Source organism: Pseudomonas weihenstephanensis, from assembly GCF_001043055.1.
GTDB classification, from domain to species: Bacteria; Pseudomonadota; Gammaproteobacteria; order Pseudomonadales; family Pseudomonadaceae; genus Aquipseudomonas; species Aquipseudomonas weihenstephanensis.
Map to the genome: position 1 here is coordinate 94408 of NZ_JYLF01000008.1, position 25603 is coordinate 120010.

The 25603-nt window shown below is 58.4% G+C and carries 23 protein-coding genes and 2 pseudogenes; 8 read left to right on the plus strand and 17 right to left on the minus strand.

Annotated features, from left to right (window positions below; genetic code table 11):
• Positions 1-589 precede the first annotated feature (589 nt).
• The 3 genes and pseudogenes from TU86_RS23730 to TU86_RS17715 form a co-directional block, all read left to right on the plus strand.
• Positions 590-853: pseudogene (locus TU86_RS23730) on the plus strand (PAS domain-containing protein); the annotation flags it as partial.
• A gap of 792 nt (positions 854-1645) precedes the next feature.
• Positions 1646-2137 (plus strand): annotated as a pseudogene (locus TU86_RS23735) (methyl-accepting chemotaxis protein); the annotation flags it as partial.
• A 22-nt stretch (positions 2138-2159) separates the two neighbouring features.
• Positions 2160-3857 (plus strand): putative bifunctional diguanylate cyclase/phosphodiesterase, encoded by a 1698-nt coding sequence (locus TU86_RS17715; protein ID WP_048365623.1) that lies wholly within the window; start codon positions 2160-2162, stop codon positions 3855-3857.
• A gap of 4 nt (positions 3858-3861) precedes the next feature.
• Here TU86_RS17715 and TU86_RS17720 read toward each other — a convergent pair whose 3' ends face one another.
• Complete coding sequence (locus TU86_RS17720; protein ID WP_048365624.1) at positions 3862-4605, minus strand: substrate-binding periplasmic protein; 744 nt, start codon at positions 4603-4605, stop codon at positions 3862-3864.
• A 143-nt stretch (positions 4606-4748) separates the two neighbouring features.
• Here TU86_RS17720 and dnaX point away from each other — a divergent pair, with 143 nt between their 5' ends.
• The 3 genes from dnaX (at position 4749) to recR (ending at position 8070) form a co-directional block, all read left to right on the plus strand.
• Positions 4749-6800: a DNA polymerase III subunit gamma/tau gene (dnaX, locus tag TU86_RS17725; protein WP_048365625.1), complete on the plus strand. Its 2052-nt coding sequence runs from the start codon at positions 4749-4751 to the stop codon at positions 6798-6800.
• A gap of 76 nt (positions 6801-6876) precedes the next feature.
• Positions 6877-7215, plus strand: a complete 339-nt coding sequence (locus tag TU86_RS17730; protein WP_048365718.1) for a YbaB/EbfC family nucleoid-associated protein — start codon at positions 6877-6879, stop codon at positions 7213-7215.
• Positions 7216-7467: 252 nt separating this feature from the next.
• Positions 7468-8070: a recombination mediator RecR gene (gene recR / locus TU86_RS17735; RefSeq protein ID WP_048365626.1), complete on the plus strand. Its 603-nt coding sequence runs from the start codon at positions 7468-7470 to the stop codon at positions 8068-8070.
• A gap of 171 nt (positions 8071-8241) precedes the next feature.
• Here the strand turns inward: recR and TU86_RS17740 are convergent, their stop codons facing one another.
• Positions 8242-8787 (minus strand): adenine phosphoribosyltransferase, encoded by a 546-nt coding sequence (locus tag TU86_RS17740; RefSeq protein WP_048365627.1) that lies wholly within the window; start codon positions 8785-8787, stop codon positions 8242-8244.
• Positions 8788-8843: 56 nt separating this feature from the next.
• On the minus strand, positions 8844-9578 hold the full coding sequence (gene fnrA / locus TU86_RS17745; RefSeq protein WP_048365628.1) for a Crp/Fnr family transcriptional regulator FnrA: 735 nt from the start codon (positions 9576-9578) through the stop codon (positions 8844-8846).
• A 150-nt stretch (positions 9579-9728) separates the two neighbouring features.
• On the opposite strand from fnrA, the gene TU86_RS17750 reads away from it, so the two are divergent.
• Entirely contained in the window at positions 9729-10208 is a 480-nt protein-coding gene (locus tag TU86_RS17750; protein WP_239658827.1) for a hypothetical protein, read from the plus strand.
• 3 nt (positions 10209-10211) lie between these two features.
• Here TU86_RS17750 and hemN read toward each other — a convergent pair whose 3' ends face one another.
• From hemN to ccoN (TU86_RS17820), 14 genes are all read right to left on the minus strand, one after another.
• Positions 10212-11594 (minus strand): oxygen-independent coproporphyrinogen III oxidase, encoded by a 1383-nt coding sequence (gene hemN, locus TU86_RS17755; protein ID WP_048365629.1) that lies wholly within the window; start codon positions 11592-11594, stop codon positions 10212-10214.
• Between the two features lie 217 nt (positions 11595-11811).
• Positions 11812-12495, minus strand: coding sequence for a sulfite exporter TauE/SafE family protein (locus TU86_RS17760; protein ID WP_048365630.1), 684 nt, complete (start codon positions 12493-12495; stop codon positions 11812-11814).
• Complete coding sequence (gene ccoS / locus TU86_RS17765; RefSeq protein ID WP_048365631.1) at positions 12488-12718, minus strand: cbb3-type cytochrome oxidase assembly protein CcoS; 231 nt, start codon at positions 12716-12718, stop codon at positions 12488-12490. Before ccoS ends, TU86_RS17760 begins: the two co-directional genes overlap by 8 nt.
• A gap of 20 nt (positions 12719-12738) precedes the next feature.
• On the minus strand, positions 12739-15189 hold the full coding sequence (locus TU86_RS17770; protein ID WP_048365632.1) for a heavy metal translocating P-type ATPase: 2451 nt from the start codon (positions 15187-15189) through the stop codon (positions 12739-12741).
• A gap of 105 nt (positions 15190-15294) precedes the next feature.
• Positions 15295-15834, minus strand: coding sequence for a FixH family protein (locus tag TU86_RS17775; protein WP_048365633.1), 540 nt, complete (start codon positions 15832-15834; stop codon positions 15295-15297).
• A gap of 12 nt (positions 15835-15846) precedes the next feature.
• Entirely contained in the window at positions 15847-17262 is a 1416-nt protein-coding gene (gene ccoG / locus TU86_RS17780) for a cytochrome c oxidase accessory protein CcoG (protein WP_048365634.1), read from the minus strand.
• Positions 17263-17920: 658 nt separating this feature from the next.
• The gene (gene ccoP, locus TU86_RS17785; protein WP_048365635.1) at positions 17921-18898 is read right to left on the minus strand and encodes a cytochrome-c oxidase, cbb3-type subunit III; all 978 of its coding nucleotides are present in this window, start codon (positions 18896-18898) and stop codon (positions 17921-17923) included.
• Entirely contained in the window at positions 18895-19086 is a 192-nt protein-coding gene (locus TU86_RS17790; protein WP_080960189.1) for a cbb3-type cytochrome oxidase subunit 3, read from the minus strand. The genes ccoP (TU86_RS17785) and TU86_RS17790 overlap by 4 nt, the downstream gene beginning before the upstream one ends.
• Before the next feature lie 5 nt (positions 19087-19091).
• The gene (gene ccoO / locus TU86_RS17795; RefSeq protein ID WP_048365636.1) at positions 19092-19700 is read right to left on the minus strand and encodes a cytochrome-c oxidase, cbb3-type subunit II; all 609 of its coding nucleotides are present in this window, start codon (positions 19698-19700) and stop codon (positions 19092-19094) included.
• Positions 19700-21142, minus strand: a complete 1443-nt coding sequence (gene ccoN / locus TU86_RS17800; RefSeq protein ID WP_048365637.1) for a cytochrome-c oxidase, cbb3-type subunit I — start codon at positions 21140-21142, stop codon at positions 19700-19702. Before ccoN (TU86_RS17800) ends, ccoO (TU86_RS17795) begins: the two co-directional genes overlap by 1 nt.
• A 480-nt stretch (positions 21143-21622) precedes the next feature.
• On the minus strand, positions 21623-22561 hold the full coding sequence (gene ccoP / locus TU86_RS17805; protein ID WP_048365638.1) for a cytochrome-c oxidase, cbb3-type subunit III: 939 nt from the start codon (positions 22559-22561) through the stop codon (positions 21623-21625).
• On the minus strand, positions 22558-22749 hold the full coding sequence (locus TU86_RS17810; RefSeq protein ID WP_082149327.1) for a cbb3-type cytochrome oxidase subunit 3: 192 nt from the start codon (positions 22747-22749) through the stop codon (positions 22558-22560). The genes ccoP (TU86_RS17805) and TU86_RS17810 overlap by 4 nt, the downstream gene beginning before the upstream one ends.
• A 15-nt stretch (positions 22750-22764) precedes the next feature.
• On the minus strand, positions 22765-23373 hold the full coding sequence (ccoO, locus tag TU86_RS17815; RefSeq protein WP_048365640.1) for a cytochrome-c oxidase, cbb3-type subunit II: 609 nt from the start codon (positions 23371-23373) through the stop codon (positions 22765-22767).
• A 10-nt stretch (positions 23374-23383) separates the two neighbouring features.
• The gene (ccoN, locus tag TU86_RS17820; RefSeq protein WP_048365641.1) at positions 23384-24808 is read right to left on the minus strand and encodes a cytochrome-c oxidase, cbb3-type subunit I; all 1425 of its coding nucleotides are present in this window, start codon (positions 24806-24808) and stop codon (positions 23384-23386) included.
• Positions 24809-24881: 73 nt separating this feature from the next.
• Here ccoN (TU86_RS17820) and TU86_RS17825 point away from each other — a divergent pair, with 73 nt between their 5' ends.
• Positions 24882-25568 carry an alpha/beta family hydrolase gene (locus tag TU86_RS17825; RefSeq protein ID WP_048365642.1) on the plus strand — a complete coding sequence of 229 codons (687 nt, stop codon included), beginning with the start codon at positions 24882-24884 and terminating at the stop codon, positions 25566-25568.
• Positions 25569-25603: the final 35 nt, after the last annotated feature.

A 25603-nucleotide genomic window follows, 5' to 3' on the forward strand; every position in this document is an offset into this window, starting at 1 on the left:
ACGTGCAGGTTATTGTGTTGGGTACTTTGCTGCGCTATTTAAATGTATTACTTGACCTGTTTGATCGGTTATTAATTTTTAATAAGGTCGTATTTTTTATTAAATGGAACGATGGTGCCGATCTTTTTATGAAGTTGTCTTTAGGACGATACCTAAAGTTCAGGGGCTGTGCGATATGCATGCTTGAGCCTCTCACGCCCCTTGGTTTAAACCGCTGCAAGCCTTGTTGGGCAGGGATGAGACGTAGTCGTCTATTACTATTAGGCGTCCATTTAGTGTGTTTCGTTTTTTATGCTTAAAAATAGCCGCGTGATCAAGTAAGGGTGCTGTCTTACGGGGTGTGCGTTGTTTTGGTGCGCGGCTTACTGACTTGCAAAATTGAAATTAGTTTGTAGAATTGCGCTACTTTTTGATCTTCTTCAAGCCCGTGCCTGTTCAAGGATGTTGGGTGTTGTTGTGCGTCTGCTTAATGCTTTCTGGAGCCTATTAAGTGTGTTCGCGGCGAGCCTTGGGGTTGTTCTTTTTTTATATCGGCGCGTGCGAGCGTGCTGTCCACAGGTGGAGTTTTACCGTGCGCATTAACCTTCCCGTGAGCGGTGTTGAACAAACTTTTCCGGACCATCAACGGCTGATATCCGCCACTGATGTTCATAGCCATATCACCTACTGCAACGCCGAATTTGCAGCCATGAGTGGCTTTGCACAGGATGAGTTGATTGGCAGCACGCACAATCTGGTGCGACACCCGGACATGCCCGCGTCCGTGTTCGAGTTGATGTGGCGCTACCTCAAGGCCGGTAAAAGCTGGATGGGTGTGGTCAAAAACCGCTGTAAAAATGGCAACTACTATTGGGTCAGCGCTTATGTGACGCCGATTCTTGAAGATGGCCGTGTGGTGGGCTATGAGTCGGTGCGGGTCAAACCTACCCGTGAGCAAGTGGCACGGGCCGAAGCCTTGTATGCGCGCTTGCGTGAGGGCAAGCCGGCCGTGTCCGGGTTCCATCGTGCGACTCAAAGTGCCAGCGTCCTGCTACTGCCGGTGACCGCCGCGATTGTTTCGATTGCCAGTGCATACGTCCTCCCGGCTTTGGCCGCTCAGAGCCTCACTGCCGCCCTGTTTGTGGGGGTGGGTATCTGGGGCCATTCACGCCTCGGCCAGCAATTCAATCACATCGTGAATGCTTCGCCCGATGCGTTTTCAGACCCGGTCAGTGCGATGGTTTACAGCGACTCGCAGGGTGGCGTTGCGCAACTGCACATGATTTTGATCAGCGAAGAAGCGCGTTTAAAAACCGCGTTGACCCGCTTGCTGGATCTGGCCAATCAAATGGCTGAAGCGGCCGCTGACTCCAGCCAGTTGTCGAGTGATACCGAAAGTGCCTTGTTGCAACAGCGGGCTGAAACAGACATGACGGCCGCCGCCATGACTGAAATGGCCGCGTCCATATCCGAGGTGGCTGTGCATGTGCAGCACACGGCGGCTGAAGCGAGCACCGCCAACCAGTTGGCAGAAGAAGGCAGTCACGTGGCCGGTACCACGCGTGATGCCATCCAGCTGCTGGCCAATACGGTGAACCAGATCAACGCTGCGGTGGGTAATCTGGCGGGGCAGACCCAGGAAATCATGGCGGCCGCTGGCATGATTCGGGCGATTGCCGACCAGACCAACCTGCTGGCACTCAATGCCGCCATCGAAGCCGCGCGTGCAGGTGAGCAAGGGCGCGGGTTTGCGGTGGTCGCCGATGAAGTGCGCGCGCTGGCGGGCAAGACCCGAGAGTCGACCGAGCAGATCCAGGGCATCATCGAAAACCTGCAAGTGGGTGCTGATGAGGCGGTAAATATTGCCAGCCTGGGTATTCAAGAGGCCGAACAGGGGGTGCGTCAGGTGTTGCAAGCGCAGGAGGCGTTGCAAGGCATCCGTCAGGCGGTAGAGCGCATCACGGACATGAGCCAACAAATGGCGGCAGCTTCGCAAGAACAGTCCTGCGTGGCCGAGGATGTGTCACGCCAAATCAACAACGTGGCGCAAACCGTGCAAAATACCGCGCAAAACGCCAATGCGGCAGTGGTTCGCGGCGGTGAACTCAAGCGAATTTCTTCGGGGCTGCGGGCCTTGGTGGATCGTTTCAACCGGTAATGTGCAAGGCAGTGAATGAATCATGGACGATATGTACCGCAAGGCAGTGGATGCTGCTGCGATTTTTTCCGAGACCGACCTGAACGGCCGGATCACCTACGTCAACGAGCAGTTTTGTGAGGTGTCAGGTTATCCGCGCGAAGAGTTACTGGGCGCCAATCACCGGATTCTGAACTCGGGCTTTCACCCGCCCGAGTTCTTCATCGGCATGTGGCGCACGATTGCCCAGGGGCAGGTGTGGAAAGGTGAAATTTGTAACCGGGGCAAGGATGGCACCGTTTACTGGGTGGACAGCACCATGGTGCCGCTGGTGGATGAGTCCACCGGTGAGGTGCGCAAATATTTGTCGATCCGTTTTGATGTCAGTGAAAAGCGCCAATTACTGCACACCCTGCAATGGCGGGTGGGGCACGACGTGCTCACCGGGTTGCCGAACCGGACGTATCTGTCGGAGCTGTTGAACCGCGCGCTGGAGTTCTCTCGGGCCGAGGCCATCCCGTTGGCGGTGTGCATGCTCGACCTGGATGGCTTCAAGGCGGTCAATGATGGCTACGGCCATGCCAGTGGCGATTTGTTGTTGATCGAAGTGGCCAAGCGGTTGAAAGGCATCATGCGGGGCGAGGACGTTGTAGCGCGGCTGGCAGGCGACGAATTCGTGCTGATTATGCGCCATGTACGCGATGCCGATGAGCTGCGCGGCGCCATGCAGCGCGTGCTGGCCGCCATCTCGCAGCCTTACACGGTGTGCGACAAAACCCTCAGTGTTTGCGCAAGTATCGGCGTCACCCTCTATCCCCCTGACAATGAAGATGCGGGCACTTTGCTGCGCCACGCGGATCAAGCCATGTACGTGGCCAAACAAAGTGGCCGTAACCGCTTCCATTTGTTTGATGTACTCAAAGGGCGCGAGATCAAGGCGACGCATCAGCAAGTCGAGCGTGTGCGTCAGGCACTGGCGGCGGGGGAGTTGTGTTTGCACTATCAGCCCAAGGTCAATATGCGCACCGGTGAAGTGGTGGGTTTTGAAGGGTTGTTGCGCTGGCAGCACCCGAAAAAGGGCTTGGTGCAACCTGCAGATTTTTTACCGGTGATCGAGCAGACCGATTTGATCATCGACATCGGTGAGTGGGTGATTGCCCAAGCCATTGAGCAAATGCACGCATGGCAGGGCCAGGGCGCGCACTGGCCGATCAGCGTCAATATTGCGGCCCGGCATTTCCAGCGTGCGGATTTTGTCGAGCGGCTTAAAGTGTTGCTGGCCCGGCATGCGGATGTCGCGCCCGAAAAGCTTGACCTGGAAATCATCGAATCGACGGCCATCGAAAACATGCAGCATGTCAGTCAGTGCCTCAAAGCGTGTCAGGCCTTGGGCGTGCGTTTTTCGCTGGATGATTTTGGTACCGGCTATTCGTCACTGAGTTACCTCAAGCGTTTGCCGACCCAAACCATCAAAATCGACAAGTCTTTTGTACGCGATATTTTGCATGACAAGGACGATCTGGCGCTGACCATTGCAGTGGTTGGACTGGCGCGGGCCTTTGGGCGAAAAGTCATCGCCGAAGGGCTTGAAAGCGAAGCGCAGGGCAGTTTGTTGATGCATCTGGGGTGCGAAGTGGCCCAGGGCTATTTCATCGCACGGCCGATGCCGATTCGCGACGTGGCCAGTTGGGTGGCCAGTTTCAAGCCGCCCACCGCCTGGTTGCACCAGGCCTGCGCTTAAGTCCTCAAGGCGCGGAGGGCGTGGTATAGCGGGCGATGATGCGCTCAATCTCGCCCGAATCGCGCATGTTCACCAAGGTGTCGAGGATCCGCCCGGTTGCCAGGTGCGGATCGTTACGCACCATGCAGCTCAGCCGTTGTTCCTGGATCAGCGCCACGCTGTGCAGTTGATCCGTCTGTTCGCGGCTTTTATTGACCCAATCCAGCGCCCATTGATTGCTCACGGCGTAGTCAAAGCGCCTGGCAATCAGCATTTGCAAGACTTGCTCCTGGCTGCGGGCGTCATCGCGGTGCAGCTTTTCCGCATCAAACAAAGGCTGCAATGAGGGGTAGGTGTAGCTCAGCACCGTGCCGATCGATTGCTGGGGCAGCGTTTGCACGTTGACCGGGTTGAGGTGCTTGTGCGTGCTGACCAATACATCGCGCTGCTCCAGAAGCGGTTCGCTCCACAGGTAGTTGCGGGCACTGTGGCCCACCCAGGCGGGTGCGACAAAGCAGCGAATATCCACTTCGCCATGCTCCATTGCGCTCTGCACCCGTGCTCGGGCCAGGACTTGGAACTGCACGGGCTGCCCGAGGTGGCGTGCCAGGCTGAGTATCAGGTCATAGAGGATGCCTGAGGTGGGTTGGCCGTCTGTGACCTCGATCATCGGCATGGCCCAGCTATCGGCTACCGCCACGCGCAAGGCAGCCGAGTGAGCGTGACCGGTTATCACCGCGAGCAGCAAAGCACACAGGATCAAGCGCATTACAGTCTCCGCCAGGTGGCCTGAGAGAGCTAAATAGCCCGCTAGAGAGCAGCATAGTCAGAATAGGCGGCCACACCAGATGCAATTTTGGCCTTGCTCCGCTAGCATTAGCGCCTTCTGCTTTTCAGACGCGACGGTTATCAATGAGTTATCAGGTTCTTGCACGTAAATGGCGTCCGCGCTCGTTCCGCGAAATGGTCGGCCAGACCCATGTGCTCAAGGCTCTGATCAATGCCCTGGACAGTCAGCGCTTGCATCACGCCTACCTGTTTACCGGTACCCGTGGCGTGGGCAAGACCACCATTGCGCGGATCATCGCCAAATGCCTGAACTGTGAAACAGGTATCACCTCGACCCCGTGCGGCGAATGCTCGGTGTGCCGCGAAATCGACGAAGGCCGGTTTGTTGACCTGATCGAGATCGACGCCGCCAGCCGCACCAAGGTCGAAGACACCCGTGAGCTGCTCGATAACGTGCAGTACGCGCCGAGCCGTGGGCGCTTCAAGGTCTACCTGATCGACGAAGTGCACATGCTCTCCAGTCACTCGTTCAATGCGTTGCTCAAAACCCTCGAAGAGCCGCCGCCCTACGTCAAGTTCATCCTGGCGACCACCGATCCGCAAAAGCTGCCAGCGACCATTTTGTCCCGTTGCTTGCAGTTCTCGCTCAAGAACATGACCCCTGAGCGTGTGGTTGAGCATTTGAGCCACGTGCTCAGTGTCGAAAACATCCCTTTTGAAGATGACGCGTTGTGGTTGTTGGGCCGTGCGGCCGACGGCTCGATGCGCGATGCCATGAGCCTGACCGATCAGGCGATTGCGTTTGGCGAAGGCAAAGTGCTGGCGGGCGATGTGCGCGCCATGCTCGGCACGCTGGATCACGGCCAGGTGTTTGACCTGTTGCACGCCTTGATCGAAGGCGATGCGCGCGCGCTGCTTGAAGCCGTGCGTCACTTGGCCGAGCAGGGGCCTGACTGGAACGGCGTGCTCTCAGAAATCCTCAACGTGTTCCATCGCGTGGCCATTGCCCAGGCATTGCCTGAAGGCCTGGACAACGGCCACGGCGACCGCGACCGGGTGTTGGCGCTGGCCAGCGCGCTGCCCGCCGAAGACGTGCAATTTTATTACCAGATGGGCCTGATTGGTCGACGTGACTTGCCACTCGCGCCCGACCCGCGGGGTGGCTTTGAGATGGTGCTGCTGCGCATGCTGGCTTTCCGCCCCGCAGGCACCGCGGATGCGCCCAGTCAGCCGCTAAAGCCAGTGGGGATCAGCCAGGCCACAGTTGATTCCACCTCACCTGTGGCGGCGACTGCGGCAGTCGCTGCGCCAGCACCTGCACCTGTCGCAGCGCCTGCCCCCGAGGCGACTGCGCAACCTGCACCGACGCCAGCCCCTGTGGTGGAGACAACGGCGCCTGTGGTGGCCGAAATCGACTTGCCCTGGAACGAACCATCTGCGCCAGTGATTGAGCAGGAGGCGCCCCCTGAGCCGGTGCTGGACACCGTCAGCGAGCAGCCCGAGTTGCCGCCGATGCCGTTGCCGACTCCGGACAGCGTGGTGCCGGACGCTCCCGAGTGGAGCGCGGCGCCGATGCCGCAGCCAACACCTGAGCAGGTCGACGCCGCGTTGTCGGGCATGGACCGCGATGACGAGCCGCCACTGGACGAAGATTACATTGAGCCGGACATGGACTCGGCGGCTTACAGCTACCTCGACGAGTTGGCCAGTGAGCATGCGGCGCAACCTGCGCCAGAGCCTGAGCCGCTGCCTGCTTCCATGCCGGCGACGGGCCTGGCCCTTGAATGGCTGAACCTGTTCCCCCAATTACCGGTATCGGGGATGACGGCGAGTATCGGTGCCAACTGCACGCTGATCGCGGTCGAGGGCGATGACTGGCTGCTGCACCTTGACCCGGCACACAGCGCACTGTTTAACGCGACTCAGCAGCGTCGGCTCAATGACGCGCTGAACCAGCACTTGCAGCGCACCCTCAAGGTCACCATCGAGCTGATCAAGTCTGAGCAAGAAACCCCGGCGCAAGCCGCTTCACGTTTGCGTGCCGAACGTCAGCGCCTGGCCGAAGAATCGATTTATGCGGACCCGCTGGTCCAGCAAATGATTAAACAGTTCGACGCCTCGGTGCGTGACGATACGATTCAACCTGTCGACGTCATCGAGGCTCAGGCCTCTTGACGCAGGGTCAACCCTTACAGCTCGTGGCCGATAGGGCCATGAGTACATTGTGCAAATACAGATTGAGGTGATTCCCATGATGAAAGGTGGCATGGCCGGCCTGATGAAGCAGGCGCAGCAGATGCAAGAAAAAATGGCCAAGATGCAGGAAGAGTTGGCCAACGCAGAAGTCACCGGCAAGGCCGGTGGCGACATGGTGAGCGTGGTGATGACCGGTCGTCACGACATCAAGCGCGTGAGCATTGACCCAAGCCTGCTCGAAGGCGTGAGCGACGATGATCGCGAAGTGCTGGAAGACTTGTTCGCGGCAGCGGTAAACGACGCCGTTCGCAAGATCGAAGCCAACAGCCAGGACAAAATGAGCGGCGTGACCTCTGGCATGCAATTGCCACCGGGCATGAAACTGCCGTTCTAAAGCCCTTTAAAAAAGCCAGGCCGATCGCGCCTGGCTTTTTTTTGCCCGCGTACCCGCTGCCGCAGGCGGCGTCTGATTGCGAAGCGATCATAAACCTGAGCCCGCACACTTGCTGAACCGCTTCAATCGCAGCCTCGTACTGATCATCAGAGGGCACAGCCTGGCTGCCCACGTCAGCGTGTCTACAAGATTTGACGCTGTTCCATACGGCGGGTATAAACCGCCTCTCGTTGTTTTGTCGGACTTTTCCTTATGAGCTTTAGCCCCCTGATTCGCCAACTGATCGATGCCTTGCGCACTTTGCCGGGGGTCGGTCAAAAGACCGCGCAGCGCATGGCCTTGCAGTTGCTGGAGCGTGATCGCAGTGGCGGCTCGCGTTTGGCGCTGGCACTGAGCCAGGCGATGGAGGGTGTTGGGCACTGCCGACTGTGCCGGACGCTGACCGAAGACGACTTATGTCCGCAATGCGCCGACGTGCGTCGTGACGACACGCTGCTGTGTGTGGTGGAAGGGCCGATGGACGTGTATGCCGTTGAACAAACCGGTTATCGAGGGCGTTATTTCGTACTCAAGGGGCACTTGTCGCCGCTTGACGGGCTGGGGCCTGAGGCGATTGGCATCCCGCAACTGATGGCACGCATTGACGGGCAGGGCAGTTTTACCGAAGTGATTCTGGCCACCAACCCGACCGTTGAAGGTGAAGCCACCGCGCACTACATTGCCCAGCTGTTGAGCAGTAAAGGCCTGATCGCATCGCGCATCGCACACGGTGTGCCGCTGGGAGGCGAGTTGGAACTGGTGGATGGCGGGACGCTGGCGCATTCATTCGCCGGGCGTAAACCCATCGCCCTGTAACGTCTGGCGCGCAGCGCGAGGCGATCGTAAACGTTGGTCTGCTGCACCACGTTGAGTGGTTTTACGACGACGTTGTCGCCGATCGCAGCCTCGTGTTACTCGTCAGCGCCTACAGGTTTATGCGTGCGATACCGACAACGGTGCAAGTTATCACGCGCTTGCTTCAGGTCGTTATTCGGTCAGTGAAAACGCGGTCAGGCTGAAGGTCGGTACGCCGATGTCGTTCAGGCGCTCAGAGCCGCCCAGTTCCGGGAGGTCGATAATGGCCGCCGCTTCGAACACCGTCGCGCCCATGCGTCGCGCCAGATTGGCCGCCGCGATCAACGTTCCGCCCGTGGCAATCAGGTCATCGACGATCAGCAGCGAATCCCCTTCGCACAAACTGTCGGCATGCACTTCCAGAAAAGCTTCGCCATATTCCGTTTGATAGCCTTCGGCTAGCACGTTGGCTGGCAGCTTGCCTTGCTTGCGAAACAGAATCAGAGGCTTGTTAAGCTGATGGGCCAGCACCGAGCCAATCAAAAAGCCACGCGCATCCATCGCCCCGATGTGGCTGAAATCAGCTTCGACATAGCGTTCGATAAAGGTGTCGGCGATCACGCGCATGGCGCGGGGCGATTGGTAAAGCGGGGTAATGTCACGAAAAATCACGCCCGGCTTGGGGAAGTCAATGACCGGGCGAATCAGGGATTTTAGGCAAAAGTCGTTGAAGGCCATTAGGCAGATGTCCTGGCATGCGTTAAGCGCGCCAGTATAGTCGCTATTGGCCTGTTTTAGACTTCCATGGCGCCGCCAGCGAGGGCGCACAGTTGAATCGGATCAAGGATGTGGATTTCTTTGCCTTCGGCGGCCAGCAGTTCATTTTGCTGGAAGCGGGTAAAGACGCGCGAGACGGTTTCTACCGCCAAGCCCAGGTAATTGCCGATTTCGTTACGTGACATGCTCAAGCGGAACTGATTGGCTGAGAAGCCGCGTGCACGGAAGCGCGCCGACAAATTCACCAAAAAGGTGGCAATGCGCTCATCAGCGGTTTTTTTCGACAGCAACAGCATCATTTGCTGATCGTCACGGATTTCACGGCTCATCACACGCATCAATTGGCGGCGTAGCTGAGGCAGTTGCAGCGCCAGTTCGTCCAGGCGCTCGAAAGGGATCTCGCACACCGAGGTGGTTTCCAGTGCCTGCGCCGACACCGGATACGTTTCAGTGTCCATGCCCGACAAGCCGACCAGCTCACTCGGCAAATGGAAACCGGTGATCTGCTCTTCGCCACTGTCGCTCAAGCTGAAGGTTTTAAGTGCGCCCGAACGTACTGCGTATACCGAGCCAAACGTGTCGCCCTGGCGAAACAGGAACTCGCCTTTTTTCAGCGGGCGGCCTCGTTTAACGATCTCATCCAACGCATCCATGTCTTCCAGATTCAACGAAAGTGGCAAACAAAGAGGGGCCAGGCTGCAATCCTTGCAGTGAGCCTGGGTATGAGCGCGCAGTTTTACTGGCTCGGACATTTCTTAAATCCTTGTGGGAAAACACACATAAGACGCAAGGGTACCCCAGCTAAGGAGTCGAGGCCAGCGCGCCATTTCAGAGCGCTGAGCTCAAGATATGCAGGATTTGGCCGACACAATTGTTATCGCTTAACCACGGGAGCAGGGAAGATGTCGTCGATGGGTGGAATTACCGTTAGCCAGAGTGGCATGTTGCCAGTCTACGAGCGGACCAAAATTAGCGAAGTGGCGCCTGCTGCTGACAAAGCGCCCAAGCTGGATGCGGACACCGGTGCGCCTGTTGAAGGGGTCAAAGTGACGATCTCGGGGGCCGCCCTGAAGACCGCGAACGCTCAGAAAAGCCAGGACAATGACATTACAGAGAGTGGCTTGTCTGATCAGGCGCAGAAAATTCTGAAGATGATTCGCGAACTCAAAAAGCAGATCGCCGAGAAGCAAGCGCAGTTGCAGCAAGTGATGACCAACAAGAGCCTGAGCCCCGAGCAAGCCAATGCCCAGGCCAGTGCGCTGCAATCAGCCATTTCTGTGCTCAATGCCGCATTGATGACGGCCATTTCAAGCCTGAACGAAGCCATGAAGGACTCGAGCGCGGACGACGCGGTCAAAGCCTCTTCATTGGCGGCGAAGTAGCGGTTAAATCACCCGCGAATAACGTTGGCGGTTTTGTTGCTCAAGGTAGGCGTCAAACACCATGCACACCGAGCGCACCAACAACCGCCCCGCGGGCAGTACCGTCAATTGGTCACTGTCCAGGGCAATCAGGCCGTCGGCTGCCATTTTTTCCAAGGCCGGCCACTGGGCCGCAAAATACCCTCTGAAGTCGATATTGAATGCCTGCTCAATGCGCGCAAACGGCAAGTGCAGGTTGCAAATGATTTGCTGAATGACTTCGCGTCGGAGTCGGTCATCCTGGTTACAGATCAAGCCACGACTGGTGGCGAGCTGAGCGCTGGCCAAACTGTTTTGATAGTGCGTGATGTCGCTGTTGTTCTGGCAGTACAGGTCGCCGATCTGGCTGATGGCCGAGACGCCCAGCCCAACCAGATCGCAATGCCCGTGGGTGGTGTATCCCTGGAAGTTGCGCTGCAAGGTGGCTTCTTCCTGAGCGATGGCCAGTTCTTCATCGGGCAGGGCAAAGTGATCCATGCCGATGTAGCGATAACCCGCTTTGAGCAATTGCCCAATGGTGTTTTCCAGCATCTGCAACTTGGCAGCGGGAGTGGGCAGGTCGCTGACATCGATACGCCGTTGGGGCATGAAACGCTCGGGTAAGTGCGCGTAGTTGAACACCGACAAACGGTCTGGTTGCAGGGTGATGACTTCATCCACGGTGCGGGCAAAGGCTTCAGGTGTTTGCTTGGGCAGGCCGTAGATCAGGTCGATATTGATCGAGCGAAACTGCAGCGTGCGCGCGGCATCAATCACGGCGCGGGTTTCTTCCAGGCTTTGTAAGCGGTTAACGGCCCGTTGTACCTGCGGGTCGAGGTCTTGCAGGCCGATGCTCACGCGGTTGAAGCCCAGCTCACGCAACAGGCCCATGGTCGACCAGTCGGCTTCGCGAGGGTCAATTTCGATGCCGTAATCACCCGAATCATCGTCGTGCAAATTGAAATGCTGACGTAGCTTGGCCATCAATTGGCGCAGTTCGTCATGGCTGAGAAACGTCGGTGTGCCGCCGCCAAAGTGCAACTGTTCGACCTTTTGCTTGGGGTCGAGGTGGCAGGCAATGAGTTGTATTTCTTGCTCCAGACGTTGCAAATAAGGTTGTGCGCGGCCTCTGTCCTTGGTCACGACTTTGTTGCAGGCGCAGTAATAGCAAATGTTCGCGCAGAACGGCACGTGGACGTACAAAGACACAGGGCGCAACGCTTTGCGGCTTTCGCGCAACGCGTGCAGCAGATCAAACGGGCTGACCTGGCTGTTGAACTGCATCGCTGTGGGGTACGAGGTATAGCGCGGTCCGGCCATGTCGTAACGGCGAATTAAATCTGAGTCCCAACGAATGGCGTCGAGCATGCGGGCATTCCCCCGGGATGGCTGGCAATGAACGCGAGTCTAGGGGGTGGGTCACTGTTGCATCTTGATTTGCATCAAGAGCTGTGCTTGGCGGGCAGGTTCTCGCGGGTGCCTAAACCCTGTAGCCGCTGACGAGCAACGCGAGGCTGCGTCCGGCTGCGCAGCCGTCGTAAAACCATTTGTCGAGGTGAACCAGGCCTGCGTTACGCGCGCAGGTTCAATGCCCCATCAGCCAATGCTGGTGCGGGCCGGGAAGGGTCCAAATACCAAACAGGATCACCAGCAACCCGCCAGCCATGCGCACGCTGCGCTTGCGCAGCAGCGCCGTGACACGTTCAGCCGCCAGCCCGGTGGCAAGCAACACCGGCCAAGTGCCCAGGCCAAACGCAAGCATCAGCAGCGCACTGTCGGTCGCACTGCCCTGGCTGGCCGACCAGATCAGGGTGCTGTAAACCAGGCCGCACGGTAGCCAGCCCCACAGCGCGCCCAGCAATAAGGCGCGCGGCACACTCGACACCGGCAGCAGGCGTGTCGCGAGTGGCTGGATATGTCGCCACAGCCCGCGCCCCAGGCTTTCGATGCGCGTCAGGCCGCTCCACCAGCCTGCCAGGTACAAGCCCATGCAAATCAGCAATGCCCCGGCAAGGATGCGCATAAACAGTGCTGCCGGGCTGTTGGCAACGGCCCATCCCGCTAAACCGAGCAGTAAACCTGCCGCGGCATAGCTGAGGATTCGGCCCACGTTGTAGGCCAATAGCAGCCTGAAGCGTCGGCTGCGTTGCTCTTTAGGGATGGCCAGCGTCAGTGCGCCCATCAGTCCGCCGCACATGCCCAGGCAATGGCCGCCACCGAGCAGGCCCAAAATGAGCGCAGAAGCCAGAAGCGGTGCCAGCTCAAGCATGGGGAGGGGTCTTGTGGTCGGCTTCTTTGAGTGAAGCGGTGGGCTGACCTTTGGCTTCTTCCACAGCGGCAGTGTGTTGTGGGTCCTGGTCATCAAACAGGATGCTGTGCGCCGGGCTGTCGAGGTCATCGTACTGGCCGCTGTCCACGGCCCAGAAGAAGATGTAGATGGCAATCGCGACAATCAGCAAGGCCGCAGGAATCATGACGTAAAGCGCTGGCATATGAGCTCCAGACGACCGGTTCAGGCCGGCAGCGGATGAGTGTCGAGGGTGGTCTGGGGGCTGACCGGCTTCGGCATGCGGGTCAGGCGCAAGGCATTGAGCACCACGGTCAGTGAGCTGATGGACATACCGACGGCCGCCCATACCGGTGTGATCCAGCCCAGTGCCGCAAACGGCAGCATAAGCCCGTTATACAGGCCCGCCCACAACAGGTTTTCGATAATAACCCGACGTGTGCGCCGCGCGAGGGTGAATGCTTGCACCAACGCCTCCAGGCGGTTTGACAGCAACACCGCGTCCGCGCTGGTTTTGGCCAGGTCGGTGGCGGACCCCATTGCCACGCTGATGTCTGCGGCCGCCAGTACGGGGACGTCGTTCACCCCGTCGCCGAGCATCAATACTTTACGGCCCTGAGCATGCAGCTGTTGCAGCACGTGCAATTTGTCATCCGGGCGCAAGCCGCCCCTGGCTTCATCGATGCCCAGTTCAGCGGCCACGCTGGCGACCATGGGCGAGGTGTCGCCCGACAGCAGCAGCGTGCGCCAACCGCGTGCCTTGCAGGCCGCCAACAAGGCCGGTGCATCGGCGCGCAAGCGGTCATCCAGCACGAACCAGGCCAGCGGGCCGTGCTCATCGCCCAGCAGCAGCCATTGGCCGGGTTCTTGCGGCATGTCAGGCACTGGGCTTTGGCTGATCTCGCACACGAAGCCCGCTTGTCCGATGCGCAAGCGCTGCTCGCCCACCCGCCCCTCAAGGCCAAGGCCGGCGGTACTGAGCACCTCTGAGGCGGCCAACGGTGCCCGGCCAAACGCACGAGCAATCGGGTGTTCGGAGCGGTTCTCCAGTGCAGCGGCCAGGCCCAGGCAGTGATCGCTGTCCAGGTCGCGCAAGGGGCGAATGGCGCGCAAGGCCAGACGGCCTTCGGTCAAGGTGCCGGTTTTGTCGAAAATCACCGTATCGATTTGATTCAGCCCTTCAATCACATGCCCGCGAGTCAACAGTAAGCCTAGTTTGTGCAGGGTGCCTGTGGCGGCCGTGAGTGCGGTCGGGGTGGCCAGTGACAGTGCGCAGGGGCAGGTTGCCACCAGCATGGCCAGCACGATCCAGAAGGCGCGAGACGGGTCCAACTGCCACCACAGCAGACCAATCGCCGCCGCAGCGATCAGCGAAAACAGCAGGAACCATTGCGCGGCCTTGTCGGCGACTTCTGCCAGGCGCGGCTTTTCGCTTTGCGCGCGGTCCAGCAGGCGCACGATGGCTGACAGGCGTGTGTCTTGGCCCAAGGCCAGTACTTCAATCGTCAGAGCACCGTCGACATTCAGCGTGCCCGCCGTCACGGCATCGCCGACGCTACGCGGCTGTGGCAAGTATTCGCCAGTCAGCAGCGACTCGTCGATGCTTGACTGGCCGTCCAGAATCTTGCCATCGGCTGGCAGAATGGCGCCGGGGTGAGCCAGTACATGATCGCCGACCTTGAGTTCGGTCAGCAGGATACGTTCGCTTTGGCCGTCGTCGCTTAAACGCAGGCAAGAGGCGGGCAGCAGATTGACCAATTGCGCGGTGGCGGCGGCAGTGCGCTCGCGGGCGCGGCGTTCCAGGTAGCGACCGGCCAGCAGGAACAGGGCAAACATGCCCACGGCATCGAAATACAGTTCGCCCATGCCGGTAATCGCGGTCCAGATGCCGGCGATGTAAGCGCCGCCGATGGCCAGCGACACCGAGACATCCATGGTCAGATGCCGGGTGCGCAGGTCGCGCATGGCGCCTTTGAAGAACGGCGCGCAACTGTAAAACACAATCGGCGTGGTCAGAAACAGGGCGACCCAGCGCAAGATGGTGTGCATCTCGGGGCTGAGGTCGATATTGAATTCGGGCCAAGTGGCCATCGTTGCCATCATGGCTTGAAACCACAACAGCCCGGCGACACCCAGTTGGCGCAAGGCCAGGCGATTTTCACTGGCCAGTTGCTCGGTAGCACGGTCGGCTTGATACGGGTGCGCGGCGTAACCGATGTGCCGAAGTTCGCTGAGCAGCTCACTGAGGGGCAATTGGCTGTCTGCCCAACGCACGTGCAGGCGGTGATTGGACAGATTGAGCCGCGCCTCGCTGACGGCAGGCAAAAGACGCAGGTGTTTTTCGATCAGCCAGCCACACGCCGCGCAGCTGATGCCTTCTATCAACAGTGTGGTTTCGGCCTGCTCGCCGTCGTGCCTTACAAACGGTTTTTGCACGTCGGCGCGGTCGTACAGCGCCAGTTCTTCGAGCAGTTGCACAGGCAGCGCGTCGGGGTTGGCTGAAGCTTCGCTGCGGTGCTGGTAGTAACTTTCAAGACCGCCCGCGACGATAGCGTGGGCCACGGCCTGGCAGCCTGGACAACAGAACTCGCGGGTTTCACCGAGCACAATTGCAGTGAATCGACTGCCGGACGGGACGGGCAGGGCGCAGTGATAGCAGGGAACAGGAGTGGTCATGGCGGTCTGTCGCGAGGTTGTGCGCTTGAAAGTACGTCATTGCGGGCACGCCCGCCCTCGCAGGGTTCGCGTATCCCTGCAAGGGCGAGCGTGGCCGCAACGGGTTTACTTCTTGTGGTCTTCAGCGCCTTGAAGCGGCTCGTCACCCAATAGCAGGTCTTTGTCGTGGCCGACTTCTTCCTCTTCAAACAGACGCCAGGTCTTGCCGTCTTCAACGCCCAGCAATTCAACGAAGCGACGTCCTTCAACCTTGTCATCCAGTTGGCCGATGTAGCGGCCCGGTTCCGACTCGCTTTGGGTCATTGCAATCTTGCGGTCTTTTTCTGGCTGAGTAGGTGAGATCAGGCTCAAATCAAGGGTTTTGGGCTGGCTGTTGCCTTCAAGCACGAGCACCACTTCGCCAGTCATGCCGTCCAGGTGCAGCTTGGCTTTGAGGTTCAGGTTCTGGCCCAGCAGCTCGCGGTCCAATGAGCGATTGATGCCTTTGCCCGCTTCGTAATAGTTGTCGTTGACCAGGTGGTCGGGGTTGTTCACCGCAATGGTCACCATCGACAGGGTCAGCGTTACCGAGCACGCCAGAATGGCAATGATGATCCACGGCCACAGGTGTTTGTACCAAGGGCTGTAGGGTTTTGGTGCTGGCATGGCAAGGCTCTCTTATCTGATTTGTGGGCCGATGAAGCGGCTCTTGGCTTTAACGTTAATGTCGCTGTTGTCTGCATCTTTGAGGATGAAGAACACTTCGTTGGTGCTGGACGGTAGCGCTTCGGGTGCAATCGACAGTTCAACCGGCAAGCTGACGATATCGCCCGCGGCGACCTTGATCTCGCGTTTGCCTTGCAGCTTGAGGTCAGGCAGACCGGCGGCCTCCAGCACATACGTGTGGTCGTGTTGGTCCTTGTTCATGATTTTCAGGCTGTAAACGTTTTCGATCCGTCCTTCAGCGTTCTCGCGGTACAGCACGCGGTCTTTGCTGACATCGAAGCCCACCAGGCTGCGAGTGAAGAACGCGGCTGCCAACAGGCCCATCATGGTCAGCAGCACCAGTGCATAGCCAATCAGTCGTGGACGCAATTTATGGGTCTTCTGGCCGGAGAGGTTGTGCTCGGTGGTGTAGCTGATGAGGCCACGCGGGTAGTTCATCTTGTCCATGATGCTGTCGCAGGCATCGATACAGGCGGCGCAGCCGATGCATTCGATCTGCAAGCCGTCACGGATATCGATACCGGTCGGGCAGACCTGCACGCACATGGTGCAATCGATGCAGTCGCCCAGCCCCATGGCTTTATAGTCCGCATCCTTTTTGCGCGGGCCACGCACTTCGCCGCGACGCGGGTCGTATGAAACGATAAGCGTGTCTTTGTCGAACATCACGCTCTGGAAGCGCGCATACGGGCACATGTAAATACACACTTGCTCGCGCAGCCAACCCGCGTTGCCGTAGGTGGCGAGGGTGAAAAAGCCGACCCAGAAATAGGCCCAGCCATCGGCCTGGCCAGTGAAGAAGTCGATCACCAGTTCGCGGATGGGTGAGAAGTAGCCGACAAAGGTCATGCCGGTCACAAAACCGATGAGCAACCACAGGCTGTGCTTGCTGAATTTACGCAAAAATTTGTTGGCGCTCATCGGCGCCTTGTCGAGCTTGATGCGCTGGTTGCGGTCGCCCTCGGTGACTTTTTCGCACCACATGTACACCCAGGTCCAGACGCTTTGCGGGCAGGTGTAGCCGCACCACACGCGTCCTGCGTACACGGTAATGAAGAACAGGCCAAAGGCGGCGACGATCAGCAAGCCCGACAGCAGGATGAAATCCTGTGGCCAGAAGGTCGCGCCAAAAATAAAGAATTTACGCTCTGGCAGGTTCCACCAGACGGCCTGATGGCCGCCCCAGTTGAGCCAGACGGTGCCGAAATACAACAGAAAAAGCCCGGCGCCGCCCACCATTCGCAGGTTGCGAAACAGACCGGTGAATGCGCGGGTGTAGATTTTTTCCCGTGCTGCGTAGAGGTTGACGCTTTCAGGTGCCTTCTTGGCAGGTGGCGTAACGTCGTGTACAGGAATCTGATTGCTCATTAGTGCGTCCCACGGCAGTGGAAAAATGCCACGACCAGTACGTGCCGGCCGCAGTCAGAAGGTGTTGCAGTGGCGTAATGATACGCCTGTGACTCTAGCTCAAGGGTGCGACCTTTGGTCGCGTTCCGAAAAACAGCAAGTTGGTATAGCAGTTGTAACAAGTCGTGACACAGATCAATTGACTTCAGTGCTGGGCTGGGATGCGCCAGTGCTCTGAATCAAGCTTCCCAAGGGTTCAAAACCGGGGCACCACTGAAGGTATAGTCTTTGGCGTTGCGGGTTACGACGGTCATGCCGTGTACCCGTGCAGTGGTCGGGCCCATACAAGCGGGCGCAGCGCCTGGCAACACTGGCGTCAATGGACAGCACGTGGCCGGCGAAGGCTGGGACTACATGGGTGTCAAGTAGAAACATTAAAGGTCCACAGGGCGCGGGGTGATGGCTGCGCGTTCAGGTTCACATTCAACCGCTGTTGCATCAGGCATTACAAGCAGATCGACAGTGCGGGTGATAGTCATGGGGCAAACTCGCAAAAAACGAATGCAGAAACGTTGCTACAGCGAGTTGTGCCCGGCAATCTTAAACACGCAATTGAAACAAAACAGCCCCGCCAACTATCGCTGGCGGGGCTGTTTTTTTCAGGCTTTAAACGGCTGCGTTATTCAACTGCCTTGGCGTCTTCACCGTGGGACAAGCTGTAAACGTAAGCGGCCAGCAGGTGAACCTTATCGTTCCCTTGCAGGTCGGCTTGAGCAGGCATCTGGCCCTGACGGCCGTAACGGATGGTCTGCTGCAATTGCGCAAAGCTGGAACCATAAATGAACGCGCCCGGATGAGTCAGGTTGGGTGCGCCCATCAGTGGATTGCCCTTGCCATCCGGGCCGTGACACACGGCGCAGTTGGTGGCAAACAGTTCCTTGCCTTTGGCCGGGTCGGCTTTGGCGCTTTCTGGCAATTTACGGCCATCCAGTTGGGTCAGTACGTAAGCGGCTACGTCGCTGACACCTTGTTCACCAATGACTTCAGACCAGCCTGGCATGACCGCATGACGGCCGCCCATGATCGTAGTCTTGATTTCTTCCGGGCTACCGCCCCAGCGCCAGTCGGCGTCGGTCAGGTTGGGGAAGCCATAAGCGCCTTTAGCGTCAGAACCGTGGCACACCGAGCAGTTGGAGGCGAACAGGCGGCCACCCATCTTCAGCGCTTGCGGATCTTTAGCAACTTCTTCAATGGGCATGGCAGCGAATTTGGCGAAGATCGGACCAAACTTGGCGTCCGCCTTGGCCATTTCCTTTTCCCACTCGTGAACACCGGTCCAGCCCGTCTGGCCATTGGCAAACGGTGTTTCCTTTTGCGTGTCCAAGTGCTGGTAGCCCGGCAGCAGGCCTTTCCAGTTACCCAGCCCCGGGTAAAGTACCAGGTAGCCCAAGGCAAAAATCACGGTGCCCACAAACAACATGAACCACCATTTCGGCATCGGGTTGTCGTACTCCTCAATCCCGTCGTAAGAGTGCCCAACTGTCTCGTCAGTCTGCTCGCTGCGTTGGCCCTTTCGGGTGGCCAGCAACAACCAGGTCAAGGCGAAGATGGTACCCAGAGTGAGGACTGTGACGTACAGACTCCAGAACGTAGTCATTCTTTGTTACTCCTAGAAGCTTGCTCTTGCTCGACGTGCTTGATGGCTTCGGGATCATCCTTGAACGGCAATAAGGTTGCGTCTTCAAATTCTGACTTGCGTCGCGGGCTGAACACCCACAGCGCCAAACCGATAAAAGCCACCATCACGACGACAGTGCCCAGGCCACGAATCATCCCGATATCCATCTAAATCACCGTTTGCTTTTGATGATGGTGCCCAAGCCCTGGAGGTAAGCCACCAGTGCGTCCATTTCGGTTTTGCCCTTCACTGCATCCTTGGCGCCGGCGATGTCTTCGTCGGTGTAAGGGACGCCGAGCGTGCGCAAGACTTCCATTTTTTTCGCGGTGTCCTTGCCGTCCAGCTTGCGTTCAACGAGGAACGGGTAGGCTGGCATGACTGACTCGGGCACTACGTTGCGCGGGTTGTACAGGTGAGCACGCTGCCAGTCATCCGAGTAACGACCGCCGACACGGGCCAAGTCCGGGCCGGTACGTTTGGAGCCCCACAGGAACGGGTGATCCCACACGCTTTCACCGGCTACCGAGTAGTGGCCATAGCGTTCGGTTTCGGCACGGAACGGGCGAATCATCTGCGAGTGGCACTGAACGCAGCCGTTGGCGATGTAGATGTCACGGCCTTCAAGCTCGAGGGCAGGGCGCGGCTTCATGCCTTCGACGGGCGTGTTGGTCACGTCCTGGAAGAACAGCGGAACGATTTGGGTCAGGCCGCCAATACTGACGGCGATGACCATGAAGAAGGCCATCAGGCCAATATTCTTCTCGACTGTTTCGTGCTTCATCAGTGGGCTCCAACTACAGCGATCTTGGTCGCTGCTTCAGCTTCTACCGGGTTCGAGGCGCGTACGGTGCGGAACACGTTATAGGCCATGAACAGCATGCCGCTGGCGAAGAAAGCCCCGCCGATGGCGCGAACGATAAAGCCAGGGTGGCTGGCTTGCAGCGCTTCGACGAACGAGTAGGTCAGCGTGCCGTCGTCGTTGATGGCGCGCCACATCAGGCCCTGGGTGATGCCGTTGACCCACATCGAGGCGATGTACAGCACGGTGCCGATGGTCGCGAGCCAGAAGTGCGTGTTGATCAGGCTGGTGCTGAACATCGCTTTCTGCCCGTAGAGGCGAGGAATCATGTGGTACAGGGCGCCAATCGAAATCATCGCTACCCAGCCCAGCGCGCCAGCGTGAACGTGGCCGATGGTCCAGTCGGTGTAGTGCGACAGCGAGTTGACGGTCTTGATGGCCATCATCGGACCTTCGAAGGTCGACATGCCGTAGAACGCCAGTGATACCACGAGGAAGCGCAGGATCGGGTCGGTGCGCAGCTTATGCCAGGCGCCCGACAGGGTCATCATGCCGTTGATCATGCCGCCCCAGCTGGGTGCCAGCAGGATGATCGACATCGCCATGCCCAGCGACTGTGCCCAGTCTGGCAGTGCGGTGTAGTGCAAGTGGTGAGGACCGGCCCAGATGTACAGGGTAATCAGCGCCCAGAAGTGCACGATCGACAAACGATACGAGTAGATCGGACGTTCAGCTTGCTTGGGTACGAAGTAGTACATCATCCCCAGGAAGCCGGTGGTGAGGAAGAAACCTACGGCGTTGTGGCCATACCACCACTGAATCATGGCGTCAGTCGCACCGGCGTACGCCGAGTAGGACTTGAAAAGACTCACAGGCAAGGAAGCGTGGTTAACGATATGCAGCATGGCCGTGACGACAATGAATGCACCGTAAAACCAGTTGCCCACATAAATGTGCTTGGTTTTGCGCTTGGTAATCGTGCCGAAGAACACAATGCCGTAGACCACCCAGACGATGGCCAGCAGGATAGCCAAAGGCCATTCCAGCTCTGCGTATTCTTTGGTCGTGGTGTAGCCCAGCGGCAGCGTGATCAAGGCACCGACAATCACCGCTTGCCAGCCCCAGAAGGTGAAGGCCGCGAGGGTGTCGGAGATCAGGCGCGTTTGGCAGGTGCGCTGCACGACGTAATAAGAGGTGGCGAACAATGCACAACCGCCGAAGGCGAAAATCACCAGGTTGGTGTGCAAAGGACGTAGACGGCCGAAGGTCGTCCACTCAAGGCCAAGGTTTAATTCAGGCCACACAAGTTGTGAAGCGATGAAAACCCCGAGCCCCATGCCAAGGATCCCCCAGACCACCGTCATGATGGCGAACTGGCGGACTACCTTATAGTTATAAGCAGTCGGACTGATTGCTGTGCTCATTCTAAGGTTCCACGGTTTAGGTGTTTTATTAGGAGTAAAAATCGGGCGCAAGTATGTATAAAGCGTAGGGTTATTGCAACGCAGCATGACCTCGGTCAATGCTTTCCAACGCTGATTCTGCGCCCTTTCCACACGTATCGTAGGGTCAAATTCGACCGCGAAAATTTAGTGTGTGGCGCACGCAGGCGAAGGGGAAGGTGGCGGTTAAAACCGGGTGGGGATAAGGCACGGCGACATCATGGCGAAGACCGCAATCGATGACAGCCGGTATAAACCCACCAGTGTGGCCCGTATCACTGCCCTTCAACTGACCGATTTTTTTCACTTGACCTGAATACGGCGTAGGCCGAATCCCAGAACTAAGAGCTTAGTCCCGAATGGCGAGAGAGCAATGAGGGAGGGGGGAGGGGTGCGACACTTGGTCGCGATTTGGGGCGGGAACTGCCGCACCAAAATGATGCGGCAGGAAATGTCCGGAAATTATTCCGCTGATTTCTCCTCTTGCTTACCGTGCGACAAGCTGAACACGTATGCCGCCAGCAGTTGCACTTTGTCATTGCCCAACAATTCGTTTTGCGCAGGCATGTGGCCCTGACGACCGTGACGAATGGTTTGCTGCAATTGCGCCAGGCTGGTGCCATAGATGAACGCGGCCGGTTGCGTCAGGTCAGGTGCACCCATGATCGGTGTGCCTTTGCCCGTTGCGCCGTGGCACGCCACGCAAGTGGTGTCGAACGCTTGCTTGCCTGCGGCCAGATCGACCGCAGTACCTTGCGGCAGTGGCAGGCCAGCCAGGTCGTGACGTACATAAGCCGCTACGTTCTTGACCCCGTCTTCACCCAGCACTTCACCCCACGCAGGCATGGCTGCCATGCGTCCGCCCATGATCGTGGCCTTGATGGTGTCGGCATCGCCGCCCCAGCGCCATGAGTTATCAGCGAGGTTGGGGAAGCCGAAGGCACCCTTGGCATCCGAGCCGTGGCACACCGAGCAGTTTGAGGCAAACAGGCGTCCGCCCATTTTCAGCGCTTTAGGGTCCTGAGCGACTTGCTCTACAGGCATGGCGGCGTACTTGGCGAAAATAGGCCCGAACTTGGCGTCTGCCTTGTCCATCTCTTTTTGCCATTCGTTGACCCCGGTCCAGCCATCTTCATAACCCGGCAGCAGGCCCTTCCAGTTGCCCAGACCGGGGTAGAGGATCAGATAACCCACGCCAAACACCAGGGTGGCGACGAACAACATGAACCACCACTGCGGCAGCGGGTTGTCGTATTCCTCGATGCCATCAAAGGCGTGCCCCATGGTCTCGACGGTTTCGCTCTTGGTTTCACCCTTGCGCGTACCAACCAGCAGCCAAGTCAGGCCGATCAGCGTGCCGATGGTCAGCACGCAGATATAGATACTCCAGAAGGTGGTCATGCGTTGTTACTCCTAGACGCTTGTTCTTGCTCGACGTGTTTGATGGCTTCTGGATCGTCCTTGAATGGCAGTAAGGTCGCGTCTTCGAATTCGGACTTGCGCCGCGGGCTGAACACCCACAACGCCAGGCCGATAAACGCCACGGCCACGACGACAGTGCCCAGGCCGCGAATCATTCCACTACTCATCTCCAAAACCATGGCTCACCTCTTGCTCTTGATGGCAGTGCCCAGGCCCTGCAAGTAAGCCACCAACGCGTCCATTTCGGTCTTGCCCTTGACTGAGTCCTTGGCTGCGGCGATGTCTTCGTCGGTGTACGGCACGCCCATCATGCGCATGACTTCAAGCTTCTTGCGGGTGTGGCTGTCGTCTACCGGCGTGGCCACCAACCAAGGGTAGGCGGGCATTTTCGACTCAGGCACTACGTTGCGCGGGTTGTACAAGTGCGCGCGGTGCCAGTCATCCGAGTAACGACCGCCAACGCGGGCAAGGTCGGGGCCTGTACGCTTGGAACCCCACAGGAACGGGTGATCCCAGACACTTTCACCGGCAACCGAGTAGTGACCATAACGCTCGGTTTCGGCACGGAATGGACGAATCATCTGCGAGTGACACTGCACGCAGCCTTCGCGGATATAGATGTCACGCCCTTCCAGTTGCAGTGCGGTGTAAGGCTTCATGCCCTCCACCGGGGTGTTGGTCACGTCTTCAAAGAACAGCGGCACGATCTGCGTCAGACCGCCCACACTCACACACAGAATCATCAGCAACAGCATCAGGCCGATGTTCTTCTCTACGACTTCATGTTTCATGGCGAACTCCTCAGGCCATCTGCGCGGCGGCTACGACTTCAGCGGGCTCGGCGTTACGCACAGTGCGCCAAGTGTTGTAAGCCATCAGCAACATGCCGCTGAGGAAAATCGCCCCACCGACCAGTCGCACCACAAAGCCAGGGTGGCTGGCCACCAGGGTTTCGACGAAGGAGTAAGTCAGCGTGCCGTCTTCGTTGACTGCGCGCCACATCAGGCCTTGAGCGATGCCGTTGACCCACATCGAGGCGATGTACAGCACGGTGCCGATGGTTGCCAGCCAGAAGTGCGCGTTGATCAAGCCCAGGCTGTACATCTGCGGGCGGCCGAAAATTTTCGGGATCATGTGGTACAGGGCGCCAATCGAAATCATCGCTACCCAGCCCAGCGCACCGGCGTGTACGTGACCAATGGTCCAGTCGGTGTAGTGGGAGAGGGCGTTGACGGTCTTGATTGCCATCATCGGGCCTTCGAAGGTCGACATGCCGTAGAACGCCAGTGACACCACCAAAAAGCGCAGGATCGGGTCACTGCGCAACTTATGCCAGGCGCCCGAGAGGGTCATCATGCCGTTGATCATGCCGCCCCAGCTCGGTGCCAGCAGAATCAGTGACATCACCATGCCCAGCGACTGTGCCCAGTCTGGCAGTGCGGTGTAGTGCAAGTGGTGCGGACCGGCCCAGATATAGAGAGTGATCAGCGCCCAGAAGTGCACGATAGACAGGCGATAGGAGTAGATCGGACGTTCGGCCTGTTTCGGCACGAAGTAGTACATCATCCCCAGGAAGCCAGCAGTCAGGAAAAAGCCTACGGCGTTGTGGCCGTACCACCACTGCACCATGGCGTCAGTGGCGCCACCGTAAAGTGAGTAGGACTTGGTGAAGCTGACCGGGATTTCCAGGTTGTTAACGATGTGCAAAATCGCCACGGTCACGATAAACGCGCCGAAGAACCAGTTGCCCACGTAGATGTGCTTGGTCTTGCGCTTCATGATCGTGCCGAAGAACACGATGGCATAGGCGACCCAGACGATGGTGATCAGAATGTCGATCGGCCATTCCAGCTCGGCGTATTCCTTGGAACTGGTGTAACCGAGCGGCAGGCTGATCGCGGCCAGCAAAATCACCAACTGCCAACCCCAAAAGGTGAACGCGGCGATTTTAGGTGCGAACAGGGTCGCCTGGCAGGTGCGTTGCACCGAGTAGAACGACGATGCGAACAGTGCGCAGCCGCCGAAAGCGAAGATCACGGCGTTGGTGTGCAGAGGGCGCAGGCGCCCGAAACTTGTCCAAGGCAGATTGAAGTTAAGTTCTGGCCAGACCAACTGCGCGGCGAGAAAAACGCCGAGCCCCATACCGACGATGCCCCAAACCACCGTCATAATGGCAAATTGGCGGACCACCTTGTAGTTGTAGGCGGTACTTGTAGAAGTGTTCATGGTTCCCCATCCACGGATCAGGCGCGTACAAACGCGCGCCTGGAGTTATAAGCAGACTAAAAGCGAGGCAAGCATGGGCGTAGCGGGTGATGTCGGTATTGACAAGGATCAATGGGCGCAGCGCGTGCAGCAGCGAGGTTGGCTGTGGAACTGCGCACCCATCACCCCTGCTGCGACCTTGATCCTGGCGCATGGCGCAGGCGCGCCGATGGACAGCGTGTGGATGAGCGAAATGGCTGAACGCCTTGCTGCTCGCGGGGTCAGCGTCCTGCGCTTCGAGTTCCCGTACATGGCTCAGCGCAGGCTTGATGGTGGCAAAAGGCCTCCCAATCAGCAGGTCAAACTGCTTGAGTGCTGGAGCGAGGTGTATGAAGAGGTGCGACGGCATGTCGCTGGGCCATTGGCCATTGGCGGCAAATCCATGGGTGGGCGCATGGCCAGTTTGCTGGCGGATGCGCTACACGCAGATGGCTTGGTGTGTTTGGGCTATCCGTTCTATGCCGTGGGTAAACCCGAGAAGCCTCGTGTGGCGCATCTGGCCGATTTAAAAACCCCGACGTTGATCGTGCAGGGTGAACGGGATGCGTTGGGCAACCGTGAAACCGTGGAGGCTTACACACTGTCACCGCGCATTGACGTGATGTGGTTGGTGGCGGGCGATCACGACCTCAAGCCGCTCAAGGCCTCGGGCTTCACCCATGAGCAGCACCTGAATGCGGCTGCGGATCATATTGCGAGCTGGTTGCGCAGCCATATTTGATACAACAGCAATAAATCATGCGTAGGCGCTCGAAC

What these genes read in the sequence shown, in the direction of transcription:
- TU86_RS17775 (WP_048365633.1), bottom strand. Translation starts at nt 15,834, where the DNA reads ATGCCAGCACCAAAACCCTACAGCCCTTGGTACAAACACCTGTGGCCG.
- recR (WP_048365626.1), top strand. Translation starts at nt 7,468, where the DNA reads ATGAGCTTTAGCCCCCTGATTCGCCAACTGATCGATGCCTTGCGCACT.
- TU86_RS17810 (WP_082149327.1), bottom strand. Translation starts at nt 22,749, where the DNA reads ATGAGTAGTGGAATGATTCGCGGCCTGGGCACTGTCGTCGTGGCCGTG.
- TU86_RS17825 (WP_048365642.1), top strand. Translation starts at nt 24,882, where the DNA reads ATGGGCGTAGCGGGTGATGTCGGTATTGACAAGGATCAATGGGCGCAG.
- TU86_RS17740 (WP_048365627.1), bottom strand. Translation starts at nt 8,787, where the DNA reads ATGGCCTTCAACGACTTTTGCCTAAAATCCCTGATTCGCCCGGTCATT.
- TU86_RS17715 (WP_048365623.1), top strand. Translation starts at nt 2,160, where the DNA reads ATGGACGATATGTACCGCAAGGCAGTGGATGCTGCTGCGATTTTTTCC.
- ccoO (WP_048365640.1), bottom strand. Translation starts at nt 23,373, where the DNA reads ATGAAACATGAAGTCGTAGAGAAGAACATCGGCCTGATGCTGTTGCTG.
- ccoN (WP_048365641.1), bottom strand. Translation starts at nt 24,808, where the DNA reads ATGAACACTTCTACAAGTACCGCCTACAACTACAAGGTGGTCCGCCAA.
- TU86_RS17750 (WP_239658827.1), top strand. Translation starts at nt 9,729, where the DNA reads ATGTCGTCGATGGGTGGAATTACCGTTAGCCAGAGTGGCATGTTGCCA.
- ccoS (WP_048365631.1), bottom strand. Translation starts at nt 12,718, where the DNA reads ATGCCAGCGCTTTACGTCATGATTCCTGCGGCCTTGCTGATTGTCGCG.
- TU86_RS17770 (WP_048365632.1), bottom strand. Translation starts at nt 15,189, where the DNA reads ATGACCACTCCTGTTCCCTGCTATCACTGCGCCCTGCCCGTCCCGTCC.
- dnaX (WP_048365625.1), top strand. Translation starts at nt 4,749, where the DNA reads ATGAGTTATCAGGTTCTTGCACGTAAATGGCGTCCGCGCTCGTTCCGC.
- ccoO (WP_048365636.1), bottom strand. Translation starts at nt 19,700, where the DNA reads ATGAAGCACGAAACAGTCGAGAAGAATATTGGCCTGATGGCCTTCTTC.
- ccoG (WP_048365634.1), bottom strand. Translation starts at nt 17,262, where the DNA reads ATGAGCAATCAGATTCCTGTACACGACGTTACGCCACCTGCCAAGAAG.
- TU86_RS17730 (WP_048365718.1), top strand. Translation starts at nt 6,877, where the DNA reads ATGATGAAAGGTGGCATGGCCGGCCTGATGAAGCAGGCGCAGCAGATG.
- TU86_RS17790 (WP_080960189.1), bottom strand. Translation starts at nt 19,086, where the DNA reads ATGGATATCGGGATGATTCGTGGCCTGGGCACTGTCGTCGTGATGGTG.
- TU86_RS17760 (WP_048365630.1), bottom strand. Translation starts at nt 12,495, where the DNA reads ATGCTTGAGCTGGCACCGCTTCTGGCTTCTGCGCTCATTTTGGGCCTG.
- ccoP (WP_048365638.1), bottom strand. Translation starts at nt 22,561, where the DNA reads ATGACCACCTTCTGGAGTATCTATATCTGCGTGCTGACCATCGGCACG.
- fnrA (WP_048365628.1), bottom strand. Translation starts at nt 9,578, where the DNA reads ATGTCCGAGCCAGTAAAACTGCGCGCTCATACCCAGGCTCACTGCAAG.
- ccoN (WP_048365637.1), bottom strand. Translation starts at nt 21,142, where the DNA reads ATGAGCACAGCAATCAGTCCGACTGCTTATAACTATAAGGTAGTCCGC.
- ccoP (WP_048365635.1), bottom strand. Translation starts at nt 18,898, where the DNA reads ATGACTACGTTCTGGAGTCTGTACGTCACAGTCCTCACTCTGGGTACC.
- TU86_RS17720 (WP_048365624.1), bottom strand. Translation starts at nt 4,605, where the DNA reads ATGCGCTTGATCCTGTGTGCTTTGCTGCTCGCGGTGATAACCGGTCAC.
- hemN (WP_048365629.1), bottom strand. Translation starts at nt 11,594, where the DNA reads ATGCTCGACGCCATTCGTTGGGACTCAGATTTAATTCGCCGTTACGAC.